At 65.9% G+C, this 25704-nt stretch carries 19 protein-coding genes; 12 read left to right on the forward strand and 7 right to left on the reverse strand.

Features of this window, described 5'->3' with window-relative positions:
• Positions 1-34 precede the first annotated feature (34 nt).
• The 3 genes from ACOCG7_RS26280 to ACOCG7_RS26290 form a co-directional block, all read right to left on the reverse strand.
• Positions 35-1768 carry an FAD-dependent monooxygenase gene (locus ACOCG7_RS26280; RefSeq protein WP_073427149.1) on the reverse strand — a complete coding sequence of 578 codons (1734 nt, stop codon included), beginning with the start codon at positions 1766-1768 and terminating at the stop codon, positions 35-37.
• 137 nt (positions 1769-1905) lie between these two features.
• On the reverse strand, positions 1906-3015 hold the full coding sequence (locus ACOCG7_RS26285) for a cation diffusion facilitator family transporter (RefSeq protein WP_347142893.1): 1110 nt from the start codon (positions 3013-3015) through the stop codon (positions 1906-1908).
• Positions 3012-3359 (reverse strand): ArsR/SmtB family transcription factor, encoded by a 348-nt coding sequence (locus tag ACOCG7_RS26290; protein WP_073427147.1) that lies wholly within the window; start codon positions 3357-3359, stop codon positions 3012-3014. The genes ACOCG7_RS26285 and ACOCG7_RS26290 overlap by 4 nt, the downstream gene beginning before the upstream one ends.
• 140 nt (positions 3360-3499) lie before the next feature.
• Between ACOCG7_RS26290 and ACOCG7_RS26295 the strand changes: the two genes are divergently transcribed.
• Positions 3500-5347 (forward strand): tetratricopeptide repeat protein, encoded by a 1848-nt coding sequence (locus ACOCG7_RS26295; protein ID WP_073427146.1) that lies wholly within the window; start codon positions 3500-3502, stop codon positions 5345-5347.
• Between the two features lie 128 nt (positions 5348-5475).
• Here the strand turns inward: ACOCG7_RS26295 and ACOCG7_RS26300 are convergent, their stop codons facing one another.
• Positions 5476-6777 carry an MFS transporter gene (locus ACOCG7_RS26300; protein WP_073427145.1) on the reverse strand — a complete coding sequence of 434 codons (1302 nt, stop codon included), beginning with the start codon at positions 6775-6777 and terminating at the stop codon, positions 5476-5478.
• Positions 6778-7081: 304 nt separating this feature from the next.
• Between ACOCG7_RS26300 and ACOCG7_RS26305 the strand changes: the two genes are divergently transcribed.
• On the forward strand, positions 7082-7606 hold the full coding sequence (locus ACOCG7_RS26305; protein WP_073427144.1) for a GNAT family N-acetyltransferase: 525 nt from the start codon (positions 7082-7084) through the stop codon (positions 7604-7606).
• Positions 7607-7940: 334 nt separating this feature from the next.
• Positions 7941-9098, forward strand: a complete 1158-nt coding sequence (locus ACOCG7_RS26310; protein ID WP_084561346.1) for a hypothetical protein — start codon at positions 7941-7943, stop codon at positions 9096-9098.
• Positions 9099-9174: 76 nt separating this feature from the next.
• Here the strand turns inward: ACOCG7_RS26310 and ACOCG7_RS26315 are convergent, their stop codons facing one another.
• The 3 genes from ACOCG7_RS26315 to ACOCG7_RS26325 all read right to left on the reverse strand — a co-directional run bounded on the left by ACOCG7_RS26315 (position 9175) and on the right by ACOCG7_RS26325 (position 13917).
• The gene (locus tag ACOCG7_RS26315; protein WP_073427142.1) at positions 9175-9888 is read right to left on the reverse strand and encodes a DUF2968 domain-containing protein; all 714 of its coding nucleotides are present in this window, start codon (positions 9886-9888) and stop codon (positions 9175-9177) included.
• Positions 9889-10418: 530 nt separating this feature from the next.
• Positions 10419-11852 carry a gamma-glutamyl-gamma-aminobutyrate hydrolase family protein gene (locus ACOCG7_RS26320; protein ID WP_412534839.1) on the reverse strand — a complete coding sequence of 478 codons (1434 nt, stop codon included), beginning with the start codon at positions 11850-11852 and terminating at the stop codon, positions 10419-10421.
• 307 nt (positions 11853-12159) lie between these two features.
• The gene (locus tag ACOCG7_RS26325) at positions 12160-13917 is read right to left on the reverse strand and encodes a cation:proton antiporter (RefSeq protein WP_073427140.1); all 1758 of its coding nucleotides are present in this window, start codon (positions 13915-13917) and stop codon (positions 12160-12162) included.
• Between the two features lie 207 nt (positions 13918-14124).
• On the opposite strand from ACOCG7_RS26325, the gene ACOCG7_RS26330 reads away from it, so the two are divergent.
• The 9 genes from ACOCG7_RS26330 to ACOCG7_RS26370 all read left to right on the forward strand — a co-directional run bounded on the left by ACOCG7_RS26330 (position 14125) and on the right by ACOCG7_RS26370 (position 25626).
• Positions 14125-14811 (forward strand): DUF2848 domain-containing protein, encoded by a 687-nt coding sequence (locus tag ACOCG7_RS26330; protein WP_073427239.1) that lies wholly within the window; start codon positions 14125-14127, stop codon positions 14809-14811.
• Between the two features lie 11 nt (positions 14812-14822).
• Positions 14823-16175, forward strand: a complete 1353-nt coding sequence (locus ACOCG7_RS26335) for an MFS transporter (RefSeq protein WP_073427139.1) — start codon at positions 14823-14825, stop codon at positions 16173-16175.
• Positions 16176-16330: 155 nt separating this feature from the next.
• Positions 16331-17011, forward strand: coding sequence for a GntR family transcriptional regulator (locus ACOCG7_RS26340; protein WP_073427138.1), 681 nt, complete (start codon positions 16331-16333; stop codon positions 17009-17011).
• Between the two features lie 64 nt (positions 17012-17075).
• The gene (locus tag ACOCG7_RS26345) at positions 17076-18455 is read left to right on the forward strand and encodes an amidase (protein WP_073427137.1); all 1380 of its coding nucleotides are present in this window, start codon (positions 17076-17078) and stop codon (positions 18453-18455) included.
• Positions 18456-18578: 123 nt separating this feature from the next.
• Complete coding sequence (locus tag ACOCG7_RS26350; protein ID WP_073427136.1) at positions 18579-19088, forward strand: disulfide bond formation protein B; 510 nt, start codon at positions 18579-18581, stop codon at positions 19086-19088.
• A gap of 336 nt (positions 19089-19424) precedes the next feature.
• Entirely contained in the window at positions 19425-20981 is a 1557-nt protein-coding gene (gene xdhA, locus ACOCG7_RS26355; protein ID WP_073427135.1) for a xanthine dehydrogenase small subunit, read from the forward strand.
• Positions 20981-23437 (forward strand): xanthine dehydrogenase molybdopterin binding subunit, encoded by a 2457-nt coding sequence (xdhB, locus tag ACOCG7_RS26360; protein WP_073427134.1) that lies wholly within the window; start codon positions 20981-20983, stop codon positions 23435-23437. The genes xdhA and xdhB overlap by 1 nt, the downstream gene beginning before the upstream one ends.
• A gap of 96 nt (positions 23438-23533) precedes the next feature.
• A complete protein-coding gene (gene xdhC, locus ACOCG7_RS26365; RefSeq protein WP_073427133.1) occupies positions 23534-24550 on the forward strand; it encodes a xanthine dehydrogenase accessory protein XdhC in 1017 nt (338 codons plus the stop codon).
• Between the two features lie 23 nt (positions 24551-24573).
• Complete coding sequence (locus ACOCG7_RS26370; RefSeq protein WP_073427132.1) at positions 24574-25626, forward strand: adenosine deaminase; 1053 nt, start codon at positions 24574-24576, stop codon at positions 25624-25626.
• Positions 25627-25704 lie beyond the last annotated feature (78 nt).

The raw sequence follows: 25704 nt of genomic DNA on the forward strand, positions 1-25704 counted from the left end.
GCAACACCCCGCAGCCAGCACGCGAGGCGGCCCCTCACAGGGCCGCCTGCTCCGGTATCTCGCCACTCACCGCAAACCACGCTTCGCAGTGCCGCGCCAGGCCGTGTAGATCGGAGCCGGTGCGCCCGCGCGCGCTGATGTAGCCGTCCGGCCGCACCAGATAGAACGACGGCCGCGTGCGTCCATACGATTCGGCGAGCGCGGGACCGCCGTCGCCGGTCGTATCCGTGATGCGCCAGATGCGCACCGCGCCCGGCAGCAACGTCTCCACTTCGGCGGCGAGCCGCTCCAGTTCCGCGTCCGGCGGCGGCGCGTGCTTCGCCGCGGGATCGAGCGGCGTTTCGTCGACGGGCAACGGCGGCACCAGCAGGAACAGCGAGAAGAACGCCGGGTCGTGCAGATCGTAAATGCAGCCGACGCCCGGCGCGCGGCCGAGCGGTCCGTCCACCACATGCACCAGCGCATCGGGCGCCCTTTCGCCGGCACGCGGGCCGCCGTCGAGCACGCGTTCAAACGTAAGCGGACTGCGCCGGTACTGGATCGACAACTCGCTGATGGTCAGGCGCGCCGCATCGCGCAGCGGCCCAAGCGCGGCGAGCACCGGCATCACGCGCTCGCGCAGCAGCTTCAACGGCCCATGATCGGCCTCGGCCATCTGCGTGATGAAGCCGGTCTGCCGCAGCACGTCGCGTTCGATTGGATGACGTTCGAGATGATAGGTGTCGAGCAAACGGTCCGGCGCCGCGCCCTTTAAAACGAGCGCGAGCTTCCAGCCGAGATTGAACGCTTCCTGAATGCCCGTGTTCATGCCTTGCGCGCCGGCCGGACTGTGGACGTGCGCGGCGTCGCCCGCGAGGAAGATGCGGCCGACGCGCAGCCGCTCGACCATCCGGCTGTTCACATGAAAATACGACGACCACGCGAGATCCGACACGTCGACTCGTTCGCGCACGCGCCGCGCGATCAGCGCCTTGCATGCTTCGAGCGACGGCGCCGGCACGCTGTTGAGCGGCGGCTCGCCCAGCACCGCGGGCGTCGCGAGCATGGCGCGCGACACGCCGCCAGCAGGCTCGGCCGCATGATCCGCGATCAGACGATGCCGGCCATGGCCCATCGGAAACAACGCGACCAGGCCCTCGCCGGAAGCGAAAATATGGAATTCGTCTTCGGGCCAATCGGTTTCGGCGTGCAGATCGGCGAGCAGGAAAGTCTGCTCGAAGGTCTTGCCCGTGAAGCTCAAACCCAGCCGATGACGGATCGCGCTGTGCGCGCCGTCGGCGGCGATCATGTACGACGGACGCAGCGTTTCCGTGTGGCCGTCCGCGCGCCGCAGCGTCGCCTGAATGCCCGCGGCGCCCTGCGAAAACATGGTCAGTTCGACGCCCCGTTCGACCGTCACGCCGAACTCCGCCAGATGCTCGGTCAGCAGACGTTCAGTCACCGACTGATCGAGAAACAGCAGATACGGATAGCGCGTGTGCAGCGGATCGAAATCGAGCTGCGCGAGCCGCATGCCGTTGGAAAAAAGGTTAGCGGCACGCGCGCGATGACCCCGTTCCAGAAACCGCTCGACCAGCCGATGCTGCTCGAGTAGTTCGAGCGTGCGCGCCTGGATGCCGATGGCCCGCGAGTACGGGTTCGGTCGCATCGCTTTGTCGATCAGACGCACGGGGATGTGGGCACGCGCGAGACTCATCGCCGCGGCAAGCCCGGTGGGCCCCGCCCCGACGATCAGCACCGGCGACGCGTCGTTTGCAGCAGCGTCCATGCAGAACTCCGGAGACAACGGTGCGCTCTAGTGTACGCCGCCAACCGCTTGCTCAACGGTGCGCCGCATCAATCGCGGGGGCGCGGACAAGTGTGCGGCTGTTGCGCTTCGTCGCGATGCCGTGCGTGTGCCGCGCGTCAATGCGCATGCGGCGGATGGTCCATCGCGCAACGATGCTCGGTCGTGCCGAGGTCGACTTGCAGCGTCGCATGCTGCATCGAAAAACGTTCGCGCAGCGTGACGACGATGCCGTCGAGCGATTCGTCGCCGGGATGGCCCGCCGGCATCACCAGATGTGCGCTGAGCGCGTTGCCGGTAGTCGACAGCGCCCAGACGTGAAGATCGTGCACGTCGACGACGCCCGGCTGATCCGCAAGATAGTCGCGAATGCGCTGCATATCGACGCCCGGCGGCACGGCGTCGAGCGCGAGATGCGCCGAATCGCGCAGCAGACCCCACGTGCCGTACACGATCACCGCGACCACGAGCAGGCTCATCACCGGGTCGAGCCACGTCCAGTTGGTGTAGAGAATCGCGAGGCCGCTGAGCGCGACCGCCGCGGAGACGCCGGCATCCGCGGCCATGTGCAGGAAGGCGCCGCGAATGTTCAGGTCTTCCTTCTGACCGCGCATGAAAAGCCATGCGGAAATCCCGTTGACCACCATGCCCACGGTGGCGACGACGAACACCGCGAGTCCGGCGACCGGCGCCGGATTCATCAGGCGCCCGATCGCCTCGGCGACGATCACGCCGCACGCGAACAGCAGCAGCGCCGCGTTGGCAAGCGACGCGAGAATCGACGAGCTCCCGAAACCGAACGTGAAGCGTGCCGACGGACGCCGCGTGGCGAGCCATGTGGCGCCCCACGCGAGCAGGAGGCCGAGTACGTCGGAGAGGTTGTGGCCGGCGTCGGCGAGTAGCGCGGTGGAATGCGCGATCACGCCGTAGACGGCTTGCATCATCACGATCGCGACGTTCAGCGCGACGGCGAGCGCGAATGCGCGACCGTGGCCGGCGGCGGGCGCGTGGGCGTGGGCGTGGTGGGCGTCGCTGTGGCTGCCGCTGCTGTGGCTGCCGCTGCTGTGGCTGCCGCTGCTGTGGCTGCCGCTGCTGTGGCTGCCGCTGCTGTGGCTGCCGTCGCTGTGGCTGCCGTCGCTGTGGCTACCGCCACCGTGGCTGTGGCTATGGCCGACGTGTTCGTCCTCGCGCTCGTCGTCAGGGCGGTTCGGGGCAACGTTGTTCTTCATGTCGAATCCAGAGGAAATTCGCTGGCCGGTTCGGCCACGTGCTCGAGCATCCCGGCCAGCATCGCGCTGATGTGGCGGTCCGCGGCGAGGTAGAACACCTGCTTGCCCTGCCGCTCCGCGCGCACGATTCGCGCGGCGCGCAGCAGCCGCAAGTGGTGGCTCACCAGCGACGGCGATAGACGCAGCGCCTGCGCCAGCGCGCCGACCGCGCGCCGTTCGTCGGCGCACGCCAGCACGATGCGCAACCGCGTCGGGTCGCCGAGCAGGCGGAACAGATCGGCCAGCGGCACGAGGGTGTCCGCGGAACGCTCTTCAGGGCTGCTCGGCGGCGCGGAAGAAACCATGACAGGCGGTAGCGTGAGCGTACATATGAACAGGTATTCATACGTTATACATTATTGAGACGACCGGTCAAATCGCAGCGCGGTCCGGCGAGTGTGGGAAAATGCGGCGGTTCGTTTCATCCGGCCCACCCTTCCCCGTCATGCAACCTGTATTTGACCGCGCTTTCGCGGCGCATCGTGACGGCCGCCTCGACGACGCCGAACGCGGCTACCGCGCGACGCTCGACGGCAATCCCGCGCACGTCGATGCGTTGCATCTGCTGGGCGTTCTGCGCCACCAGCAAGGCCAGCACGCCGAAGCCGCCGAGCTCGTGCGGCGCGCGGTGAACCTGCGCCCGCAAGACGCCGCGCTGCAACTGAATCTCGGCAACGCCCTGAAGGCGCTCGGCAAACTCGAGGACGCCATCGAACGATTCCGCAACGCGCTGACGCTGGCGCCGTCCTTCCCGATGGCGCACTACAACCTCGGCAACGCCTATGCCGCCGCGGGCCGTCATGAAGACGCCGCCGATGCCTTCGCGAAATCGCTGCGCCTGCAACCGAACGACGCCTCGTCGCACAACAACCTCGGCAATGCGCTGCACGCGCTCGGACGCCACACGGAGGCGATCGCGTCGTTCCAGCGCGCGCTCGAACTGCGTCCCGGCCACGCGGGCGCGCTCAATAACATGGGCATGTCGCTGAACGCGCTGGGTCGCGCGGACGAGGCGATTCCGTGCTTCCAGGCCGCGCTCGCCGCCGAGCCGCGCTTCGTCGCCGCGCACTTCAATCTCGCCAATACCTTCGACGCCACCGGCCGTCACGCCGAAGCGGTCGCGTCATTCGAGGCCGCGCTCGCCTTGCAGCCGAACCTGCCGCCGGCCATCTACGGCATGGGCAATGCGCTCGCGGCGTTGGGGCGTCATGCGCAGGCGCTGCCGTATCTGGAGCGCGCGGTCGGTCTCGATCCGCAATTCGCGCTCGCATGGCTGAGCCTCGGCGCCGCGCATCAGGCGCTCGGCGCGCACGCCACGGCCGTGCGCGCGTTCGACCAGGCGTTGCGCTTGCGCCCCGACCTCGCGAGCGCGCACATGAACCGCGCGCTGGCATGGCTCGCATTGCGCGATTTCACACGCGGACTGCCGGAATACGAATGGCGGCTGCAAACGATGGCGCAACCGGCGATCCAGACGCTGCCGCGCTGGCACGGCGAGCCGATCGAACAGCGCACGCTGTTCATTCATGCCGAACAGGGTTTCGGCGATACGCTGCAATTCGTGCGCTTCGTCCCGCTGGCCGCGCAGCGCGCGGCGCGCGTCGTGCTCGAAGTGCAGCCGCAACTGCTGCCGCTGCTGGCGACGGCTGCGGAAGCCTGGCGCGTCACGCTGATCGCCCAGGGCGCGCCGCGCCCCGCCGCGGATCTGCACTGCCCGCTGCTGAGCTTGCCGCTCGCGCTCGGCACCACCTACGACACCATTCCGGCCCGCACGCCCTACCTCAGCGTGCCGCCCGCCTATGCCCGCAAATGGCGCGGCTCGCTCGGCGGTCAGGCAAAACGCAAGATCGGCATCGCGTGGTCGGGACGCATCCAGCAAAACGAAACACGTTCGATGCCGCTCGCCGCGCTCGATCCGCTCTTCGCGCTCGACGGCATCGACTGGATCGTGCTGCAACCGGAACTGAGCGCCGAGGAACGTGCGGCGCTCGACGCACATTCGCGGGCGGCGTCGATTCATCGTTTCGACGAGCGGATCGGCGATTTCGCGGACACCGCGGCGATCATCGCGCGGCTCGACGCGGTGGTGTCGGTGGATACGTCCATCGCTCACCTTACCGGCGCGCTGCGCAAGCCGCTCTGGCTGATGCTGCCGTTCGCCGCGGATTGGCGCTGGTTTGCCGGCGAGACGCGCAGTCCCTGGTATCCGGGCGCGACGCTCGCGCGTCAGCCGCGGCCTGGCGCATGGGGTGAGGTGGTCGAGGCGGTGGCGGACGAATTGCGCCGCGGCTAGGCGCGCCGTTCGCCCTGCGTCGTTCGGCGATCGCGGCGATCGCGTTGCCTCGGCAGCGGCAAAAGAAAAACCCCGCGTTCTCACGAACGCGGGGTTTTTCTTCTATTGCCCGAATGAACGGGCGACCGTCAGGCCGTCCGATACTGATCGCGTGATCCCGGCGTGCGATACAGCGCCAGCGTCGCAACCAGCCCACAGACCGCCGCAAGGCCCAGGAACAGACCAGGCGCGGCCTTGTTGCCCGTGTCGTGAATCAGCAGCGTCGAAATAGCCGGCGTGAAGCCGCCGATCGTCGTCGCCAGGCTGTAAGCCAGAGAGAAGCCGGCCGTACGAACTTCGACAGGCATGACCTCGGTCAGCGCGACGACCATCGCGCCGTTATAGCTGCCGTACAGGAACGACAGCCACAGTTCGACGCCCAGCAGCCGCGCGAAGGAAGGCTCCGCGACCAGCCATTGCAGCGCCGGATAGGCGGTGACGATCGTCAGCGCGGTGAAGGCGAGCAGCACCGGACGGCGGCCGATGCGGTCCGACAGCGCACCCGCGAGCGGCAGCCAGATCAGGTTCGACAAGCCGATGCAGACGGTGACGACGAGCGTATCGATCGACGAGAGCTTAAGCACTTCCTTGCCGAAGGTCGGCGTGTACGCGGTGATCATGTAGAACGACACGGTGGTCATGATGACCATGCCCATGCCGCCGAGCACGGTGCCCCAGTTGGCGGCCATCGTCTTCACGATCTCACCCATGCCCGGATGATGCTTGCGCGCCTCGAACTCCTCGGTTTCCTTCAGCGAACGGCGGATCAGGAACAAAAACGGCACGATCAGACAGCCAATGAGGAACGGCACGCGCCAGCCCCAGGCGACCATCTGGTCCGCCGGCAGCATCTTGTTGAGCACCACGCCGATCAGCGCGGCGAACACCACAGCAACCTGCTGACTGCCCGACTGCCACGCGCAATAAAAGCCCTTGTTGCCCTTGGTGGCGATCTCCGACAGATACACGGAAACGCCGCCCAGCTCCACGCCGGCGGAGAAGCCTTGCAGCAGACGGCCGAACAGCACGAGCACCGGCGCGAGCACGCCGATCGTCGCGTAGCCTGGGATCGCCGCGACCGTGAGCGTGCCGAGCGCCATCAGGGCGAGCGTGAGGATCAGGCCCTTGCGGCGGCCGTGATGGTCGATGTAGGCGCCGAGGACAATCGCGCCGAGCGGCCGCATCAGGAAGCCCGCGCCGAACACCGACAGCGACAGCATCAGCGAAGCGAATTCGTTGCCGCTCGGAAAGTAGGTCTTGGCGATCGCGGAGGCGTAATAGCCATAGACCATGAAATCGTACATCTCAAGAAAGTTGCCGCTGACGACGCGGAAAACTGTCTTGAACTTGGATTCTTGCGATGAGGAAGCGGCGTGTGACGCAGTAGACATGACACTCTCTAATGAGCCCTTCGCCATGCGTGCGCGCGGCGATCAGGCAGTTGGTACGATCCATGGGATTCGGCAAGCGGATGCCACGCGCGGATAGAAGAGCGGACGCGCCGGGGGCGCTGCATTCTCTTATTCAAATCATTTGCGTGGTATCAGGGTAAACGTTGTGAATCACGCGAAACCCCGTCCGCATAATGTTAGCGTTGATTGCGCTGTGGCGTAATTCATACAGTTTCATTACCGAACAGCGCCGTCGTAACCTCGCGGTAAACTTTGCAGCCAGCACTTTCGTCGAGCACTACCGATGCAAACCACCCGCGCTCTTTCGCTGCGCCCCGCGACCCTCGCGGACTGCGCGCTCATTGCATCGATCCACAGCACCAGTTGGCAGGCCACCTATCGCGGCCTGCTGCCGGACGCCTTCCTCGACGGCGAAGTCACGCGGGAGCGTGCCGCCTATTGGGAAGCCCGACTGAGCGCACCGGGCGGCGAGCGCCGCGCCGTACTGATCGCCGAGTTGGCGGGCGAGCCGATCGGTTTCGTCTGCGTGGAACGACAACCGGACTCCGCGTGGGGCGTGCTGCTGGACAACCTGCACGCGTTGCCCGCGTACCAGGGCATCGGTGCGGGCAAGCTGTTGATGCGCGCCGCCGAGGATTGGGCTCGCGCGCAAGGCGAGGCGCAGTTATATCTGTATGTGCTCGAAGGCAATACGTCGGCGATCGGCTTCTACGAGCGGCAAGGCTGGCAGTTCGTCGGCGCGGAGCCGGATCATATGGGCGGCGTGGATATTACCGCCTTGCGCTATGTGTACCGGCTGGATCGATAAAACAGGCGCGCGCGTCGTTTGATCGTCGGCCAGACGATCGCGGGCGAAGGTCGATCCGCATTGCTTTTCGGAACAGTCCGATCGTTTGTTCGGCGGCCTCTTGGCATTATCTTCGCCACTCCGATGGCTTCACAGTAAAACGCCCACGCGCCCACGTGCTCCCCGGAGCGCGGCACTTCCCTGCAACGTCGACCCACCCACACACGCCAGGCGTTTCGCTCGCATCGTCCTGAAGCCTGAGTCCCTAGACCTGCGTCCGCTGATCGGCGGGCTACCTTAAAGGCGCTGGAACAGACCGATGCTCACCATTCCACTCACCCCAATCGTAGGCGCCATGGCGCTGCCGCGCTTGCGCCCGCTTGGCCACTTGCCGGCGTCTTTCGGTCACGACTGGACGCTGCTGCCGCCGGTCCGCAGTTTGCGTGCGGAACTCAAGGCGCTCTACGCAGCGATGCTGCGTACCTTCTGCATGAGCGAAGAGACCATCCGCTCGCTATGCAAATGGGTGCCGCTGGAGGAACGGCGTGCGACTGCGCCGACAGTATTCGATGCGCCGTCCAACCACTTCCCGCCCATTACCGCTGAAGGGCAGCCCTTCGAGCGAATCAGGATGCCTGCATTCGAGCCGGAATCGCATGGATCGTCGGTACATTGGAGCGCAATAGCGGGTGGTGCCTGCGCACTCGGCGGCGCTGCGATGCTTGCATGGATCGCTGTCGGTCAGTTGGGCCCTCGCCCGACACTTGGCGACAGTATTTTCGGCAGTTCGTTGACGGTCGATCGCGGCTCACCGTCGGCCGATGATCGCAGGGCTGACGCAGCAGCGACTCAGCACGCGGCCGCGAACGGCGAAGCAAATCGGCGAGCGCCGGGTGGGCAGTCGGCGCATGTGAGCGCAGGTGCCTCACCAACGGATGCAACCGCGAACGCAACCGGATCTTTCAAGGAGTCCGCAGTCGCGACCGCGTCGGAGGCCAACACACCGCGTCCAACGGGTCCGATTCCGTCGCGTCATGCCGAAAAGACTTCTCCCGATGCAATCACGGCTCGTGTCGCAACCGCCGCCACCGTCTCATCCGTGCAGGCCCCAGCGGGCAAGGCCGTCTCACAGCGCCGCAGCAAGTTTCGCGAGAAGGCTGCCGGCCTGCACGGCAAGAGCTACCGTCAAAACAGCCATAACGGCACGGTAAAGCGGCTTCCGTATCAGCCGGCACCGAACGATGACATCCCGCCTATCGCGGCTCCCTCGACTACGCAATACACGCTCGCGAAACCATCGGCGGCGGGATCTTATTCGCCACTGGAGCCATCGCGGCTTGGCGTCGACGAATACACGTCCGTGGCGATGTCCGCCGGCACGCACCTTCAAGACATCGCGCGGTCGCCGCGCGCAGCTTCCACAAGTCATCCGTCTGGAACGAATGGAACGGAATGGATGAATCACATGTCGCAGCGCCGTGTAACCGAAGTCCCGGATCAATTCGCCAGGTAAGCGCAACGCCGTCGCGAACTCGCGGCGCAAAAAAAAAGCCCGGCCATGCATGGCCGGGCTTTTTACCTTCATACCCTTACTTCTGGCCTGGCAGGCCAAGTTCCGTTTGCCGCTGCAGTTGCATCACTTCGTTCTGCACCTGACGCAGTTGCGCCTGCGCCCTTTCCTTTTCCGCGTGCAATGCGGCCGCTTCGCCTTGAGTCTGCCGCTGGTAGTCGTTGACCTTGGCCTGCTGCGTGCGCGCGACGTCGAGATCCGCTTGCAAGCGCTTCGCGCGCTCCGCCGACAACGCGATGATGTCCTCGATGTAAGCCTTTTGGGCCTGCAACTGTGTGCGACGAATCTCGACCTCCGCGAGTTGCGCCGTCTGCTGGACGAAGCCCGCATAGATCGCCTCGGCTCGGCCCGCGTTCTCCGACTTGATCACGCGCCAGAAATGTTTGTCCTGAAATAATGCGACGTAGTAGGCCATCTCCCGAGGATAGAAGAACAGGCTCGCGCCGTAACTACCGTTATATGTGGTGCGCAGTTCGCTCAGCTTCGCGTCGTGAATCATCTGCATCAGTTCGGCGACGTTGCCTTGCGCGTCCGCGGCGGCGGGCGTGCCTGAGGCCGCGCTGCGCAGCGCGGCGGCCACCGGCTCCGGTGTCAACGTGTTCATGGCCGGTCGCGTGCCGACCAGAGGGGCGGCCTCGTCGCTTTGCGCTGCCAGCACAAAACCGCCATGCTGCAACAGCGCACACGAGGTCGCGAGCAGCATGGCGCGCCGTACAATCAAGGGGTACTTCATACGTGCATGCTCCATGCAAATCCAGATCAGCCTAGGATTATCGCGCGGATTAGTCGTTAAGCGAAGCGTTCAGATGTTGCGCGCACAGACTTTAAATCGAGATAAATCGCCGGCGAATGGATTGGCCAAATAACTCGGGTAATCGCGGAATAAAAAATTTCAGATAGGACCGAAACGCAACGATCCGCCTTTTGTGGACTGCGGTCGGATCACGTTAATTTGACGGAAATCCAACGATATGCGGGCTTGCAATACGGAGATAGATTGCTTGTCGTTAAATTCGCGTGCCGTCGATCTTGGTTCATCAACAACTCGCCTTCCTCGCCGCCTTAAAAGCGACCGGTAATCAAGCGGCGGACAAAAGCATTGCTGCATCGACAAGCCAAGACTCGGTGAGACTGCGGAGCGTGGACCGAAAGACAACGACCGGGAAACCAACGCGAGGCGCGCCGCCAAATCCAACAGCAACGCGCCCCCGACAAATCCACCTCGCGGGACGCGCTTTTGACCACGCGCGAATCTCAGCACCGTCAAAACCGCGTTTCGCGCGCCACCCGCAGAAAGGTATCGAGCAATGGCGTGCAGTCGAGCAGTTCCTCGCCACCCGCGCGATGGAACTCCGGGTGCCACTGCACGCCCATCACGAACGGCGCCCGCCGATAGCGCACGGCCTCGATGATGCCGTCCGAAGCCGACACCGCTTCGATGTTGAGATCGCGGCCCAGCGTCTTGACCGCCTGATGGTGAATCGAGTTGACGATCGCATCGCGCCGGCCCGGAAACATATTCACCAGCGTGGAGCCGTCCGGGAAGTGAATCCCGTGCCGATGCTGATCATAGTTCTCGTTGACGTGCGCGCCCGCGGTCGGCACATCGGTAGCGATGTCCTGATACAAGGTCCCGCCAAACGCCACGTTGATCAGTTGACAGCCGCGGCATACACCCAACACCGGCTTACCCGACTCGATGAACTCGTGCAGCAGTTCGAGCTCGTACATGTCGCGCACACGGTCGCCCGGCCATTCGTGACTGGTTGCCGCTTCCGCGTAGGACTGCGGCGAGACGTCCGCGCCGCCTTGCAGCAACAGGCCGTCGAGATGCTTTGCATAATCGCGCAAACGGATATTGCTCGGGTGCAGCATGCCCTGATGACCGACCGTCGGAATCATGAACACCAGCACGTCGCGCGACATCACCCAATGCGCGATCGATTCCTCCAGGTACTGCAGCGTCTTGCCGCGCAAGCCCCTCGCCCCCGGCTCCGGATGAAAGATGCGCGCCGACACGCCGATGCGCAGCGTGCGCTGCGTGATCCGCTGGCCGGCGCGATCGAACAACTGGCGCGCGCGCGCCGCGATGATGCGGCCGAACACCGTCCACGCCGAATCGTTCTGCTTCAGATAACGCGGCGGCGACGGCGGCAATGCGTTCGGCGGCGGCGGATTGGACGCGCTGAAGTCGGGCGCGGCGCCGAAACCGGGCGGCGGCGAGCCGGCCGGGCGCCCGCTGGATGCCGCTGCCTGACCTGAAGCGGCGGTATCGCCGGCAGAGGTAACCAGTTCGCCGTCGATCGCTTCGCTGCTCGCGGGCGGCATGGGTGGCGGCGTCACGGGACGGGTGCCGACACGCTGCGCGTCACGCTCGTGAGCCGCCGCTTCCTGCTTCGCGGTGGATGCCGCCGCTGAACTGCGTGCCTCTTCGGCGTCGCGTTGCCGCGCCGTTTGCGAATCGGTGGGTGTGACGGCCGACGCGCTTTCAGGGTCGTCGGTGGATGACCGGACGGCGGCTCCCTCAGTTGCCGCAGATGTGGTGGAAGCACCGCTAGCGCTCGACGGCGAACCTTCCGGCAACACGCTGGAGCGCGGCGCGCCGGCGCTGGAATCCGCACCCGCGGCTGACGCCGCGGCGCGTGAAACCCCGCCCGCTGAAGGACTCGCGCCCTTGCCCGCCGTCCCCGAATACACCTGCGGCGTCACCGCATCCTTGATGGGAGATTGCGTGGAATCTTCATGCGAGGGAGGCAGCGAGGCTGCCGGCTCATTCGGCGCGATGTCGGATTTCTGTGCGCCCGGCGTGGCCGGCGACGCCGAAGGCGACGGTGGGCTGCCAGGCTCGCCGGCATTTTCAGGTTTGTTTTCGCTCATGACAGTCAGACAGGCGCCTTGCACGCGAACGAATGAATATGCCCTGATTATCCGCCAGCGGACCAAGCCCCGCAAACCCACACACAATTGGTCACATTGTTGCGGCGGGCAATGCACGCCATCCGACTCAAGGATCGGGCTGTTCGTCGAACGTTTCGCGCAGCGCGATCTGCATCGCCGCGTGGATTTTCACGCACCAGCGCCACACGAGCGCAAGCAGCAGCGCGGCGCAACCGAGCACCGCGATGAGCAGGCCGGTCGGCGGCAGGATGCCGCTCGAGAGCGCCGCGACCAGCAGGAACACGCCGACCATCGAGACCACCGGCACCAGGTCGGAGATCGCGTAACGGATCGCACGCGTGAAGCGCCCCGCGATCGCCGGCTGCACGCTGACCTCGGCGAGCAGCAGCGCGAGCGACTTGGTCTTGCGATAGACGGCCACCAGAAACGGCATCGATATGACCAGCGCAATGCTCCACAAGACCACGCGCTGCATGGGCTCGGCCGTCAGCCAGCGCGCGAGCAAGCCGCCGGTGTAAGGCGCGCTATACGACACGATCAGAAAAATCGCGGCGACCAAAGCCAGGTTCACGGCGATCTGCAAAATGATTCGCCGCGTCATGCTGAACAACGTCGGTTCACCGGTTCCAGTGCTCAGGCTGCGCACCCACTGGCCGTACATGCCGAACACGTTGGCGAGCGTGCGCGGCATCGCGTGACCCAGCCGCTGCGTCAGCGGGTCCGCGGCCCGGATCAGATAAGGCGTAAACAGCGTGGTCAATGCCGATACCGCGACCGCGATCGGATAGAGAAACGCGCTCGTCACTTTCAGCGTCAAGCCGAGCGACGCGATGATGAACGAGAACTCGCCGATCTGCGAGACGGTCATGCCGACCCGCATCGCCGTGCGTCCGTCCTTGCCGGCGAGAAAGGTGCCGAGCCCGCACGAGACGATCTTGCCGACGATTACCGCCACCGTGATCACCGCGATCGGCCACGCGTAGTCGACCAGCACCGCCGGGTCCAGCATCAAACCGATCGTCACGAAGAAAATCGCGGAAAACGCGTCGCGCAGCGGCGCAATCAGATGCTCGATGCGGTGCAGATGGCGCGACTCCGCCATGATCGCGCCGATCAGAAACGCGCCGAGCGCAATGCTGTAATCGAGCTTCACCACCAGCAGACAGAAGCCAAAGCAGAAGCCGAGCACCGACACCAGCAGCATCTCGTCGCTCCTCGCGCGCGCCACATAGTTCAGCGCGCGGGGCACGACCAGAATGCCGACCACCAGCGACACCGTCATGAAGAGCAGCAGCTTGCCGAGCGTGACCACTGCGATACCCGCGCTCAGTTGACCGGTCTGCGCGATGCCGGACAGCAGCACGAGCATCGCGATGGCGAGAATGTCCTCGACGATCAGAATCCCGAACACCAGTTGCGCGAAGCTCTCGCGCTTCAGACCCAGTTCGGAAAGCGCCTTGACGATGATCGTGGTCGACGAGATCGCGAGGATCGCGCCGAGGAACAGCGAATCCATCGGACTCCAGCCGAACGCGCTGCCGATCTCGTAACCGAGCCACAGCATCAGCACGATTTCGGAGAGCGCCGCGACGATCGCCGTCGCGCCGACCTTGAACAGCTTGCGCAGGCTGAATTCCAGCCCCAGCGAAAACATCAGGAACACCACGCCGAGTTCGCCGAGGGTCTGAATGGTCTGCTCGTCGTGGATCAACTGGAACGGCGGCGTGTACGGCCCGATGATCACGCCCGCGGCGATGTAACCCAACACCACCGGCTGCTTCAGGCGATGGAACAGCACGGTGACGACGCCGGCCAGCGCCATCACGACCGCCAGATCCTGAATGAAGCCGATGCCGTGGTGCATGAATGCGTTCCTTACAGAAAGTAATCTTGAAAACGCAGTGTAGCAAACGCCCGCCTGGCGCCGAATCGCGGAAAGCGCCGAAGGGCGCGGGATTGCCGCCTGCTCTTGAACTCCCGACGATGCCGCGCAGCAGAATGTTTTTGACACGCTGGACGCCTGTGAAATATCACCATAATATTTGGCGAATATTTTTAGGGGAGTCGAATGATGCGGCAGGTGTCCTTCAATGTTGTGGAGCGTTCCGGCGACAGTCGCGCCGAAACGGTGGAAGTGAATCGCTTGACCATCGCCGGTTGGGCCGGGCGCGACCAGGCCGCGATCGAGCATCACATCGCAGAACTGGCCGCGCTCGGCGTGAAGCGTCCCTCCACTACGCCGTGCTTCTACCGCCTCGGCGCGGAGCTGCTGACGCAGGCCGAACTCGTCGACGTGGTCGGCGTGAAGTCCAGCGGCGAGGCGGAATGCGTGCTGGTGCAATCGAAGGCGGGCTTGCTCGTCACCGTCGGCTCCGACCATACCGACCGCGAAGTCGAAGCCTATGGCGTGACCGTCTCCAAGCAGGTATGCCCGAAACCGGTCGCGCGCGACGCCTGGCGTTTCGACGACCTCGCCGGCCACTGGGATCGACTGGAATTGCGCGCCTACGCGGTGACGAACGGCGAGCGGCGCGTCTATCAGCAAGGCAGCGTCGCCACGCTGCTGCCCGCCGCCGACTTGCTCGAGCGCGCGCCGCTCGCACCCGGCGCCGCGATGTTCTGCGGCACCCTCGCCGTGCAAGGCGGCATCGTCGGCATGGCCGACGGCGACGCGCTCGAACTCGAATTGCACGATCCCGTCCTGAACCGCACACTGCGCCACGCCTATCGCGTGCGAGCGCTTCCTATCGTCGAATGAGGCATCCGTTCATGACTCAACCTTCGCTCTCCGCCACCGCCGACGCGTCGTCAGACGCATTGCTCGAAGCCGCCGCCCTGCGCAAGATCACCTGGCGCATCATGCCGTTCCTGTTTCTCGTCTACGTGCTGTCGTATCTGGACCGCGTCAACATCGGTTACGCGAAGCTGCAGTTCACCGGCGACCTCGGCCTTTCCAACGCGGCCTACGGACTCGGCGCGGGGATCTTTTTCTTCGGCTATTTCGTGTTCGAAGTGCCGAGCAATCTGCTGCTGAAGAAGTTCGGCGCGCGCGCCACCATCGCCCGCATCACGATGCTATGGGGACTGCTGTCCTGCCTGATGATGTTCGTGCGCTCGGAAACGATGTTCTACGTACTGCGCTTTTTTCTCGGCGTCGCCGAAGCCGGCCTGGTGCCGGGCGTGGTGCTCTATCTGACCTTCTGGTTTCCGTCGGACCGCCGCGCGCGGATGGTCGCCGTATTCATGGCGGCGATTCCGGTGGCGGGCATCATCGGCGCGCCGTTGTCGGGCTTTCTGATGTCGGCGCTGCACGACGCGCACGGCTTGCGCGGCTGGCAGTGGATGTTCCTGATCGAAGGCATTCCGTCGATCCTCACCGGCTTCTGGGCGTTGGCCGTGCTGCGCAACACGCCCGCCGAAGCCGCCTGGCTCAGCGCCGACGAAAAGCGCGTGATCCTGAGCCGACTCTCGCGTGACAACAGTTCGGCCGCGGCGGCCGGCGCGGAGCACAGTCTCGCGGTGGCGTTGCGCTCGGGCCGCTTCTGGCTGCTCACGCTGATCTACTTTTGCCTCGTCACCGGCAACGCGGGCTTTTCGTTCTGGCTGCCTCAGATCGTCAAGGACCTCGGCGTGACCAACCTCGTCACCAATGGCTTCGTCACCGCGATTCCCTATCTGGCCGCGGGCATCGGCATGATCCTGATCGGCCGCTCGTCGGACGTGACCGGCGAACGGCGCTGGCACTACGCGGTGTGCTGCTTCATCGGCGCGGCGGGCTTGCTCGGCAGCGCCTCGGTGACGAACTCGATCCCGCTCGCCGTGACCGGCCTGTCGATCGCGTATATCGGCATCCTGGCGGGCTTCGGCATCTTCTGGTCGATGTCGACCACCTTCCTGCAAGGCACCGCGGCAGTGGCCGGCATCGCCGTGATCAATTCGATCGCGAATCTCGCCGGTTACGTGAGCCCGTATGTGCTCGGCATCGTCAAGGACGCGACGCATAGCGTGACGTTCGGTCTGGTGCTGATCGCGGGCGCGCTGATCGTCGGCGGGCTGGTCACGCTGATGATGCCGCGCGTGAAGGTACGGCACGCCGCCGGGATCGCGCCAAGCGGCGCCTGAGTGGCCGCGATGCGCGCGATCCGGGTGACCCGTGCGACATCCGCGCTGCGCGGACCGCGCGGCGCGCCGGTCGCCCAAGCCGACCGGCGCCCTCCACCCCGCACCCGCAAAACCTTGCTCTACAATGCGGACGACCCCGCCCGCTTTCTTTCGACATGAAGCTTTTGCAGACTGCCCGCCCTCCCCGGCCCACCCGCGCGACCGCCGCCGCGAGCCTCGCCGAACAGGCGTATGCGTTCGTCAAGCGCGAGATCATCACGATGCGCCTGCGGCCGAGCGAGGTGCTCAACGAGGCCGAATTGATGGCGCTGACCGGCATCGGCAGAACGCCGGTGCACCAGGCGCTGCACCGGCTCGTGCACGAAGGCATGCTGACCATCATGCCGCGCAAGGGCATCATGGTCCGCCCGGTTTCACTCGACGACGTGCTCGCGATCATCGACGTGCGGCTCGTCAACGAAAGCCACTGCGTGGAACTGGCCGCGCGCCACGCGCAGCAGCACGACTACGATGCGATGCAGGCGTTGCTGGAGCGCTCGGCCGTGTGCGTCGCGGCGCACGACATCGAAGGCATGATGGACATCGACCGCGAGTTTCATCTGGCGATCTCGGCGGCCTCGCGCAACCCGGTGCTCGCCGACATCCTGCGCGGGCTGCATGAACGCTCGCTGCGCTTCTGGTTTATCTCGCTGTCCGAGCCGCATCATCTCGAAGACGTGCACGAAGAACATCTCGAACTGTTTCGCCTGCTGCGCGAACGCGATGCCGAAGGCGCCCGTCGATCGGTGCAAAAGCACATCGAGGCGTTCCGCGCGACGCTCTTCAATCGCATCTGAACGACGCTGAACGAACCTGAAACCCGACCGGCTTCACGCGGTTCAACCTGACTCCACCGACATCATGGCCACCGAATTCACGCCCTTCCCGCCGCTTGCCCAGCTTGCCGCCGACCTCGCCGCCGGGCGCACCACCAGCCGCGCGCTCGTCGAAACCGCGCTCGAACGGATCGCCGATCCGGCGGGCCAGGGCGCGGTCGCCTTCATGCACGTCGACGCGGACAGCGCCCGCGCCGCCGCCGACGCGCACGACCGGCTGCGCGCGGCCGGCACGGTGCTCTCGCCGCTCGCCGGGATTCCGGTATCGGTGAAGGACCTGTTCGATATCGAGGGCCAGCCGACCCGCGCCGGCTCCATCGTGCTGGCGGGCGCGCCCGCCGCCAAGGCCGACGCGGTCACGGTCGCGCGCCTGAAGCGCGCCGGCGCGGTGATCGTCGGGCGCACCAACATGAGCGAGTTCGCGTTTTCCGGGCTCGGCTTGAACCCGCATTACGGCCATCCGTTGTCGCCGTACCGGCGCGGCGTGGAGGGCGACGAGCGGATTTCCGGCGGCTCCTCGTCGGGCGCGGCGGCGTCCGTCGCGGACGGCATGGCGGCGGTCGCGCTCGGCACCGACACGGGCGGCTCGCTGCGCATTCCGGCGGCGCTGTGCGGGCTGACCGGCTTCAAGCCGACCGCCGCGCGCATCCCGAAACAAGGCGGCGTGCCGCTGTCGTCGACGCTCGATTCGTTCGGACCGATCGGCGTCTCGGTGGCGTGCTGCGCGCTGGTCGACCGGATGCTGGCCGGCCTCGAACCGCGCATTCCGGCGGCCCGTCCGCTCGAAGGCGTGCGCCTCGGCGTACTCACTCACTACGTCACCGACGGCGTCGAGCCGGAAGTCGCGGCGGCGATCGATACCGCGCTCAAGCATCTGGAAGCGGCCGGCGCGATCGTCAGCGAAGTGCGTTTCGCGCCGCTCGACCGTTTGCCCGAGATCAACCGCTTCGGCTTTGCGCCGATCGAAGCGTATGCGTGGCATCGTCCGCTGCTGGAAAAGCACCGCGACCAATACGACCCGCGCGTGCTGGTGCGGATTCTCAAAGGCCAGCCTGCCAGCGCCGCCGACTATCTGGATCTGCTCGCCGAACGGCAGGCTATGCTCGACGAAGCCGCCCGCACGCTGTGGCAGCGTTTCGACGCGGTGGTCGCGCCGACCGTGCCGGTGGTCGCGCCGCGCGTCGCCGATCTGGTCGACGACGACGAAACCTTTGGCCGCGTCAACGCGCTGATGCTGCGCAATCCGGGCGTGTTCAACTTCCTCGATGCGTGCGCGCTGTCGCTGCCGTGCCACTTGCGCGGCGAAGCGCCGGTCGGCCTGATGCTGGCAGGCGCGCCGCACGCCGACGACGCCTTGCTCGCCATCGGCCGCGGCGCGGAAGCGGTGCTCAACGCGATTCGTTGAGCGTCGGCATGGACTCGACGGCGCTCAGTGACGGCGCAGTGCAGTGACGGCGCAGTGACCGGGCGGACGTTCGCGCTAGAATCGCGGGCACCGCCCTTTAGTCTAGAGAGAGCCACACGATCCATGAATAACGACGAAGCGATACTGCGCCGCGAGCGCACCCTGCTGGTCCTGCTTGGCCTGATCTGCGTCGGCCTGGTGGCCGGCGCGCTGTACCTGCAATACTTCAAGCGCGAAGACCCGTGTCCGCTGTGCATCATCCAACGGTATTTCTTCCTGCTGGTCGCGATTTTCGTGTTCCTCGGCGCGTTCTTTAACAGTTGGCGCGGCGTGCGTCTGCTGGAAGTGCTGGCGGGCTTGTCGGCGCTGGCCGGCATCGTGACCGCCGCCCGGCATGTGTATGTTCAGGCCCGGCCCGGTTTTAGCTGCGGTTTCGACGCGCTGCAGCCGCTGGTCGACGGCTTGCCGCCCGCTCAGTGGCTGCCGGGCGTGTTCAAGGTGGCCGGGCTGTGCGAAACGCCGTATCCGCCGATTCTGGGCCTGTCGCTGCCGCAGTGGTCGCTGATCGCGTTCGTGGTGGCGTTCATCGCGCTCGCGCTGAGCCTGTATCGCAATCGCGGCCGGGTGGTCTGAACGCGCTTGCCGCGTTGCAATAACGCCGGACCGCGCCGCCCGCCGTGGCGGCCGCGGTCCGGCGTTTTTTTGCCCCCAATTCCCCCGGCGTTGCCGCATCGCGCCAAATAGCGCGACCGGCGCACCCTCGCCCAATCTCCCGCAACTTCGCGGCCTGCCGCGAATCGTACCGATCACATGACCGCTTCCGAATAAGCTTCATGCGAGAAGGGAAATATTTTCGGGGCAAGCTAGTGCTATCTTCGGACATGGATGGCGATCTACGTGCGCGAGGCCGGCTTCGGCCCGACCCCATGCGTAACGCGCGCCCGGTCCGCACTGTCTTTCGGATTCGCCATGACAACGCAAACCATCCGCTTCTATCACCAGGGGTCCGTCCGTGAGGTCGCGGGCGTGCCCGCATCGCGCACCGTGCTCCAGCATCTGCGCGAGGACCTGCATTGCACCGGCACCAAGGAAGGGTGCGCGGAAGGCGACTGCGGCGCGTGCACGGTCGTCGTCGGCGAACTGGACGCGCAAGGCGGCATCGCGCTGAAGGCGGTCAATGCCTGCATCCAGTTCCTGCCGACGCTCGACGGCCGCGCCCTCTTCACCGTCGAAGACCTGCGCGGCGCCGACGGCGCGCTGCATCCGGTGCAACAGGCAATGGTCGATTGCCACGGTTCGCAATGCGGCTTTTGCACACCCGGCTTCGTGATGTCGATGTGGGCGCTATACGAGAACCAGCCGGCCGCCGCGGGCCTGCCCACGCGCGATGAAATCAACACCGCGCTATCCGGCAATCTGTGCCGCTGCACCGGCTACCGGCCGATCGTCGACGCGGCGCAGAAGATGTTCGACTACCCGCACTACCCACGCGTGACGCTGGACCGCAAGGCCGTCGCCGAGACGCTGCGCCAACTGCAGCGCCACGACACCTTCGAATACCGCGCGCCCGACGCACGCGGCGCCGCGTTCGGCTCGCCCGCCTTCCACGCGCCGCTCACGCTCGACGCGTTCGCCAGGCTGCGCGTTGAGCATCCGCAGGCGCGGCTGCTGGCGGGCAGCACCGACGTCGGCCTGTGGGTCACCAAGCAGTTCCGCGATCTCGGCGACATGCTGTATATCGGCAACGTCGCCGAACTGAAGACGGTCGAGCGCGACGCGCAAACGCTGACCATCGGCGCCGCCGTCACGCTCGAAGACGCCTACGCGGCGCTCGCCGTCGATTACCCCGAACTGGCCGAAATGTGGACGCGCTTCGCCTCGCTGCCGATCCGCAATGCAGGCACGCTCGGCGGCAACATCGCGAACGGCTCGCCGATCGGCGATTCGATGCCGGCGCTGCTCGCGCTCGACGCCGAAGTGGTGCTGCGCCACGGCGCGAAAACGCGCACGCTGCCGCTCGACGCGTTCTATGTCGGTTACCAGAAAACCGCGCTCGCCGTGGGCGAATTCGTCGCGGCGCTGCGCGTGCCGCGGCCGGCGGGCGATCTGCGTTTTCGCACCTACAAGGTCTCGAAGCGCTACGACCAGGACATCTCCGCGGTATGCGCGGCGTTCGCGCTGCGCCTCGGCAAGAACGGCGACAGCGGCACGATCAGCGAGGCGCGCGTCGCGTTCGGCGGCATGGCGGCCACGCCGAAGCGCGCCGCGCAAACCGAAGCCGCGCTGACCGGCGCGACATGGAACGAAAGCACCGCGCGGCAAGCGATGAGCGCACTCGCCGCCGATTACCAGCCGCTCACCGACATGCGCGCTTCGAGCGCCTATCGACTGAAGGTGGCGCGCAACCTGCTGTGGCGCTTCCACCTGGAAACGCGCGATGACGCGCCGCTCGCCCTCCTCGACGTGAATGCGTTCGCGTTCGAAGCCGGCGCGCCGGACGCGGCCGTTGCGAAGGAGCCGTCGTGATGAACCGGACCGATGCTTTTGTCGACCCCGCCGCGGACCATGAAGCAAAGCAGGAAGGAAAGCACGCCGCGCCTCAGGACAACGAGACGGCGATCGGCGCCTCGCTGCCGCATGAATCCGCCGCGCTGCACGTGAGCGGCGAAGCGACCTACACCGACGACATTCCCGAACTGCAAGGCACGCTGCACGCGGCGCTCGGACTCTCGCGGCATGCGCACGCGCGCATCGTCTCGCTCGATCTGGACGCGGTCAGAAAAGCGCCGGGCGTGATCGCCGTGCTGAGCGCCGAGGACATCCCCGGCGAAAACAATTGCGGCCCCGTGCTGCACGACGATCCGATTCTCGCCGCCGACGAAGTGCTGTATCTCGGCCAGCCCGTATTCGCCGTGATCGCCGAAAGCCATGACCTTGCCCGCCGTGCCGCCGCGCTCGCCAAAAGCGACGACGTGATCCGCTACGAACCGCTCGAAGCCATTCTTACGCCCGCCGACGCGAAGGCGGCGAAGCAGTTCGTGCTGCCGCCGCTGCATCTGAAACGCGGCGACCCCGAGGCGAAAATCGCCGCCGCGCCCAACAGGATCAGCGGCAGGTTCGAAGTCGGCGGCCAGGAGCAGTTTTATCTCGAAGGCCAGGTCGCCTACGCGGTGCCGAAGGAAATGGACGGCATGCTCGTCCATAGTTCGACGCAGCATCCGAGCGAAATGCAGCAGGTGGTCGCGCACATGCTCGGCTGGCCCGCGCATAACGTGGTGTGCGAATGCCGGCGCATGGGCGGCGGCTTCGGCGGCAAGGAATCGCAATCGGCGCTGTTCGCGTGCGTGGCGGCGCTCGCGGCGAAACTGCTGCGCCGCCCGGTCAAACTGCGCGCCGATCGCGACGACGATTTCATGATCACCGGCAAGCGGCACGACGCGGTCTACGAATACGAAGCGGGCTTCGACGATCAAGGCCGCATTCTCGGCGCGCGCGTCGAGATCGCGTTGCGAGCCGGCTATTCGGCGGACTTGTCCGGCGCGGTCGCCACGCGTGCGGTTTGTCACTTCGACAACGCGTACTACCTCTCCGACGTCGACATCGTCGCGCTGTGCTGCAAGACCAACACGCAGTCGAATACCGCGTTTCGCGGCTTCGGCGGACCGCAAGGCGCGCTGGTGATCGAAGTGATGCTCGACAGCATCGCGCGTCAATTGAATCGCGATCCGCTCGACGTGCGCATGGCCAACTATTACGGCATCGGTGAACGCGACACGACGCCGTACGGTCAGCGCGTGGAGGACAACATCATCGCGCCGCTCACCGACGAGCTGCTCGCCACCAGCGACTATCGCGCGCGCCGCGCGGCGATCGCCGCGTTCAACGCGAACAGTCCGGTGCTCAAGCGCGGCCTCGCGTTCTCGCCGGTCAAGTTCGGCATCTCGTTCAACGTGCCGTTTCTGAATCAGGCCGGCGCGCTGGTGCATGTGTATAAAGACGGCTCCGTGCTCGTCAATCACGGCGGCACCGAGATGGGTCAGGGGCTCAACACCAAGGTCGCGCAAGTCGTGGCGAACGAATTCGGCTTGCCGCTTTCGCGCGTGCGCGTGACGGCGACCGATACGTCGAAGGTCGCGAATACCTCCGCCACCGCGGCCTCCACCGGCAGCGATCTGAACGGCAAAGCCGCCGAAGCCGCGGCTCGCGCGATTCGCGCACGGCTCGCGGATCTCGCGGCTCAACAACTCGGCGGCGCCGCGGACGCGGTGCAATTCGCCCACGGCGAGGTGTCGGTGAATGGCGGTGCGATGCCGTTCGAGCAACTGGTCGGCGCCGCGTATCTGGCGCGCGTGCAATTGTGGTCCGATGGTTTCTACGCCACGCCGAAAGTGCATTGGGATGCAAAAACGCTGACCGGTCACCCGTTTTATTATTTCGCGTATGGCGCGGCGGTGTCGGAGGTCGTGATCGACACGCTAACCGGCGAATGGAAACTGCTGCGCGCGGACCTGCTGCACGACGCCGGTCAATCGATCAATCCGGCGATCGACATCGGTCAGGTGGAAGGCGGTTTCATTCAGGGCATGGGCTGGCTCACCACCGAAGAGTTGTGGTGGAACCGCGATGGCCGTCTAATGACCCACGCGCCGTCCACCTACAAGATTCCCGCTGTGAGCGACACGCCGGCCGCTTTCCATGTGCGGCTCTATCAGAACCGCAACGCCGAGCCGACCGTGTTCCGTTCGAAGGCGGTCGGCGAGCCGCCCTTGCTGCTGCCGTTCTCGGTGTTCCTCGCGATTCGCGACGCGATCGCGGCTGCGGCGCCTGGTATCACGGCCGGTGCCCAACCCGCGCCGCCGCTGCGCGCGCCGGCCACGCCTGAGGCGATTCTGGATGCCCTGGAAGCACTGCAAGCGCCCGCTGCGAACGAACCCGCAACGCAGTCCGCAACCCGGTCCGCAACAACGGACACGACAGCTTGATAAACGATACCAAGGCCCGACGCGACATGAACGCGTCACGCCGCACTCAACCGGCCGCACGGACACCCCGCACGGCCACGCACGGAGAACCGCCGGATGCAAGCCTGGCTGCCTGACCTGCAACAACTGCTCGCGCACGGCGACGCCGCCGTGCTGGTGACGGTCGCGCGCGTCGAAGGTTCGGCGCCTCGCGGTGCCGGCACCAAGATGATCGTCACGCGCGACTCGGCGAAACATACGATCGGCGGCGGGCACCTCGAATGGAAGGCCATCGAGACCGCGCGCCAGGTGTTGCGCGACGGCATGCGCTCGCCGCACATGCGCCGCCTCGAACGTTTCGCGCTCGGCCCCAGCCTCGGCCAATGCTGCGGCGGCGCCGTGATCCTCGCGTTCGAGCGGCTCGACATCGGCGACCTCGGCTGGATCACGTCGCTTGCGAAGCGCGTGGCCGCCGGTCTTTCGACGGTGCGTAGCGTATCATTCGGCCCCGCCCCGGATGCGGTGATGCTGTCCGATCCCGAGCCGGGTGTGGATGCCGCCGACTGCCTGCTGTGGGACGGCGCCGGTTTCGACGACAGCGGCGCGCTGCTCACCGAAACCATCGCGCCGCGCGACTTTCCGGTCGTGCTGTTCGGCGCCGGCCACGTGGGCGCCGCGCTGGTTCGCGTGCTCGCCACGCTGCCGTGCAACGTGCGCTGGGTCGACGAACGCGATGCGCAGTTTCCCTCCGCGGCATCGCTGCACGCGCCGAACGTGAAGCTCGATCCGAACGACGCCCCCGACGAAGCCATCGATCAGGCCGCGCCGAACACCTACTTCATCGTGATGACGCACAACCATGCGCGCGATCTCGAACTGGCCGAGCGCATCTTGCGGCGCGGCGACTTCGCGTTCTTCGGCATGATCGGCTCGCACAGCAAGCGCAAGCAGTTCGAGCATCGGCTCGCCGCGCGCGGCATCGACCCGTCGCGGATCGCGCGAATGAAGTGCCCGCTCGGCGTCGACGGCATTCTCGACAAGTCGCCGGAGATCATCGCGATCTCGGCGGCCGCGCAATTGTTGCAGGCCGTCGAGGCGAACGCGAACCCGCGTCACGCCACGCAAACGGTCTAACGCTAACGAACTTTTGAACCACCATGAAAACAACGACCGCCACCCCGACATCGCTCGCCGAGAAAACCGCTCGCGCACCGAAGGCCGAACTGCATATCCATATCGAAGGCTCGCTCGAACCTGAACTGATCTTCGCGCTCGCCGAACGCAACGGCGTGAAGCTCGCCTACGATTCGATCGAAGCGTTGCGCGCCGCGTATGCGTTCACCGATCTGCAATCGTTCCTCGACATCTATTACGCCGGCGCGAGCGTGCTGCTGCACGAGCAGGACTTCTACGACATGACCACCGCGTACGTGGAACGCTGCCTCGCCGACAACGTGGTTCACAGCGAAATTTTCTTCGACCCGCAGACCCACACCGAACGCGGCGTGCCGATCGCGACCGTCGTGGCCGGCATCGAACGCGCGCTCGCGGACGCGGAAAAGCGCGGCATGACGAGCAAGCTGATTTTGTGCTTCCTGCGCCATCTGTCCGAGGAAGACGCGCTCGCCACCTTCGACGAGGCGCGGCCTTTGTTCGAGCAGTACAGGCATCGCCTGATCGGCGTCGGCCTCGATTCGTCGGAGCGCGGCCATCCGCCTTCCAAGTTCGAGCGCGTCTTTGCCAGGGCGCGCGCGCTCGGCCTGAAGCTCGTCGCGCATGCGGGCGAGGAAGGACCGCCTTCGTATATCTACGAAGCGCTCGATCTGTTGAAGGTGGACCGCGTCGATCACGGCGTGCGCAGCATCGAGGACCCGGCGCTCGTCACGCGCCTCGCGGATACGCGCGTGGCGTTGACCGTGTGCCCGCTGTCGAACCTCAAGCTGTGCGTGTTCGACGACCTCACCAAGCACACGCTGAAGGACCTGCTCGATAGCGGCGTCGCGGTGACGGTGAACTCCGACGATCCGGCTTACTTCGGCGGCTACGTGAACGCCAACTACTTCGCCACCATCGACGCGTTGAAGCTCAACGATGCCGAGGTCTACACGATCATCCGCAATGGCTTCGAAGCGTCGTTCGTCACGCCCGAGGAACGCCGCGACCTGATCGCGAAGCTCGACGCGTACTGGCATCGGAACGGCTCGCACTGACGGGCCAGCGCACGGCAGCCGGCGGCGGCTGGGGTTCCTTGCGAGCCGGGATAAAGCCGCCGTCCGCGCTGTTCGGCT

It is taken from the genome of Paraburkholderia sp. DD10 (assembly GCF_049177125.1).
Lineage (GTDB): Bacteria > Pseudomonadota > Gammaproteobacteria > Burkholderiales > Burkholderiaceae > Paraburkholderia > Paraburkholderia terricola.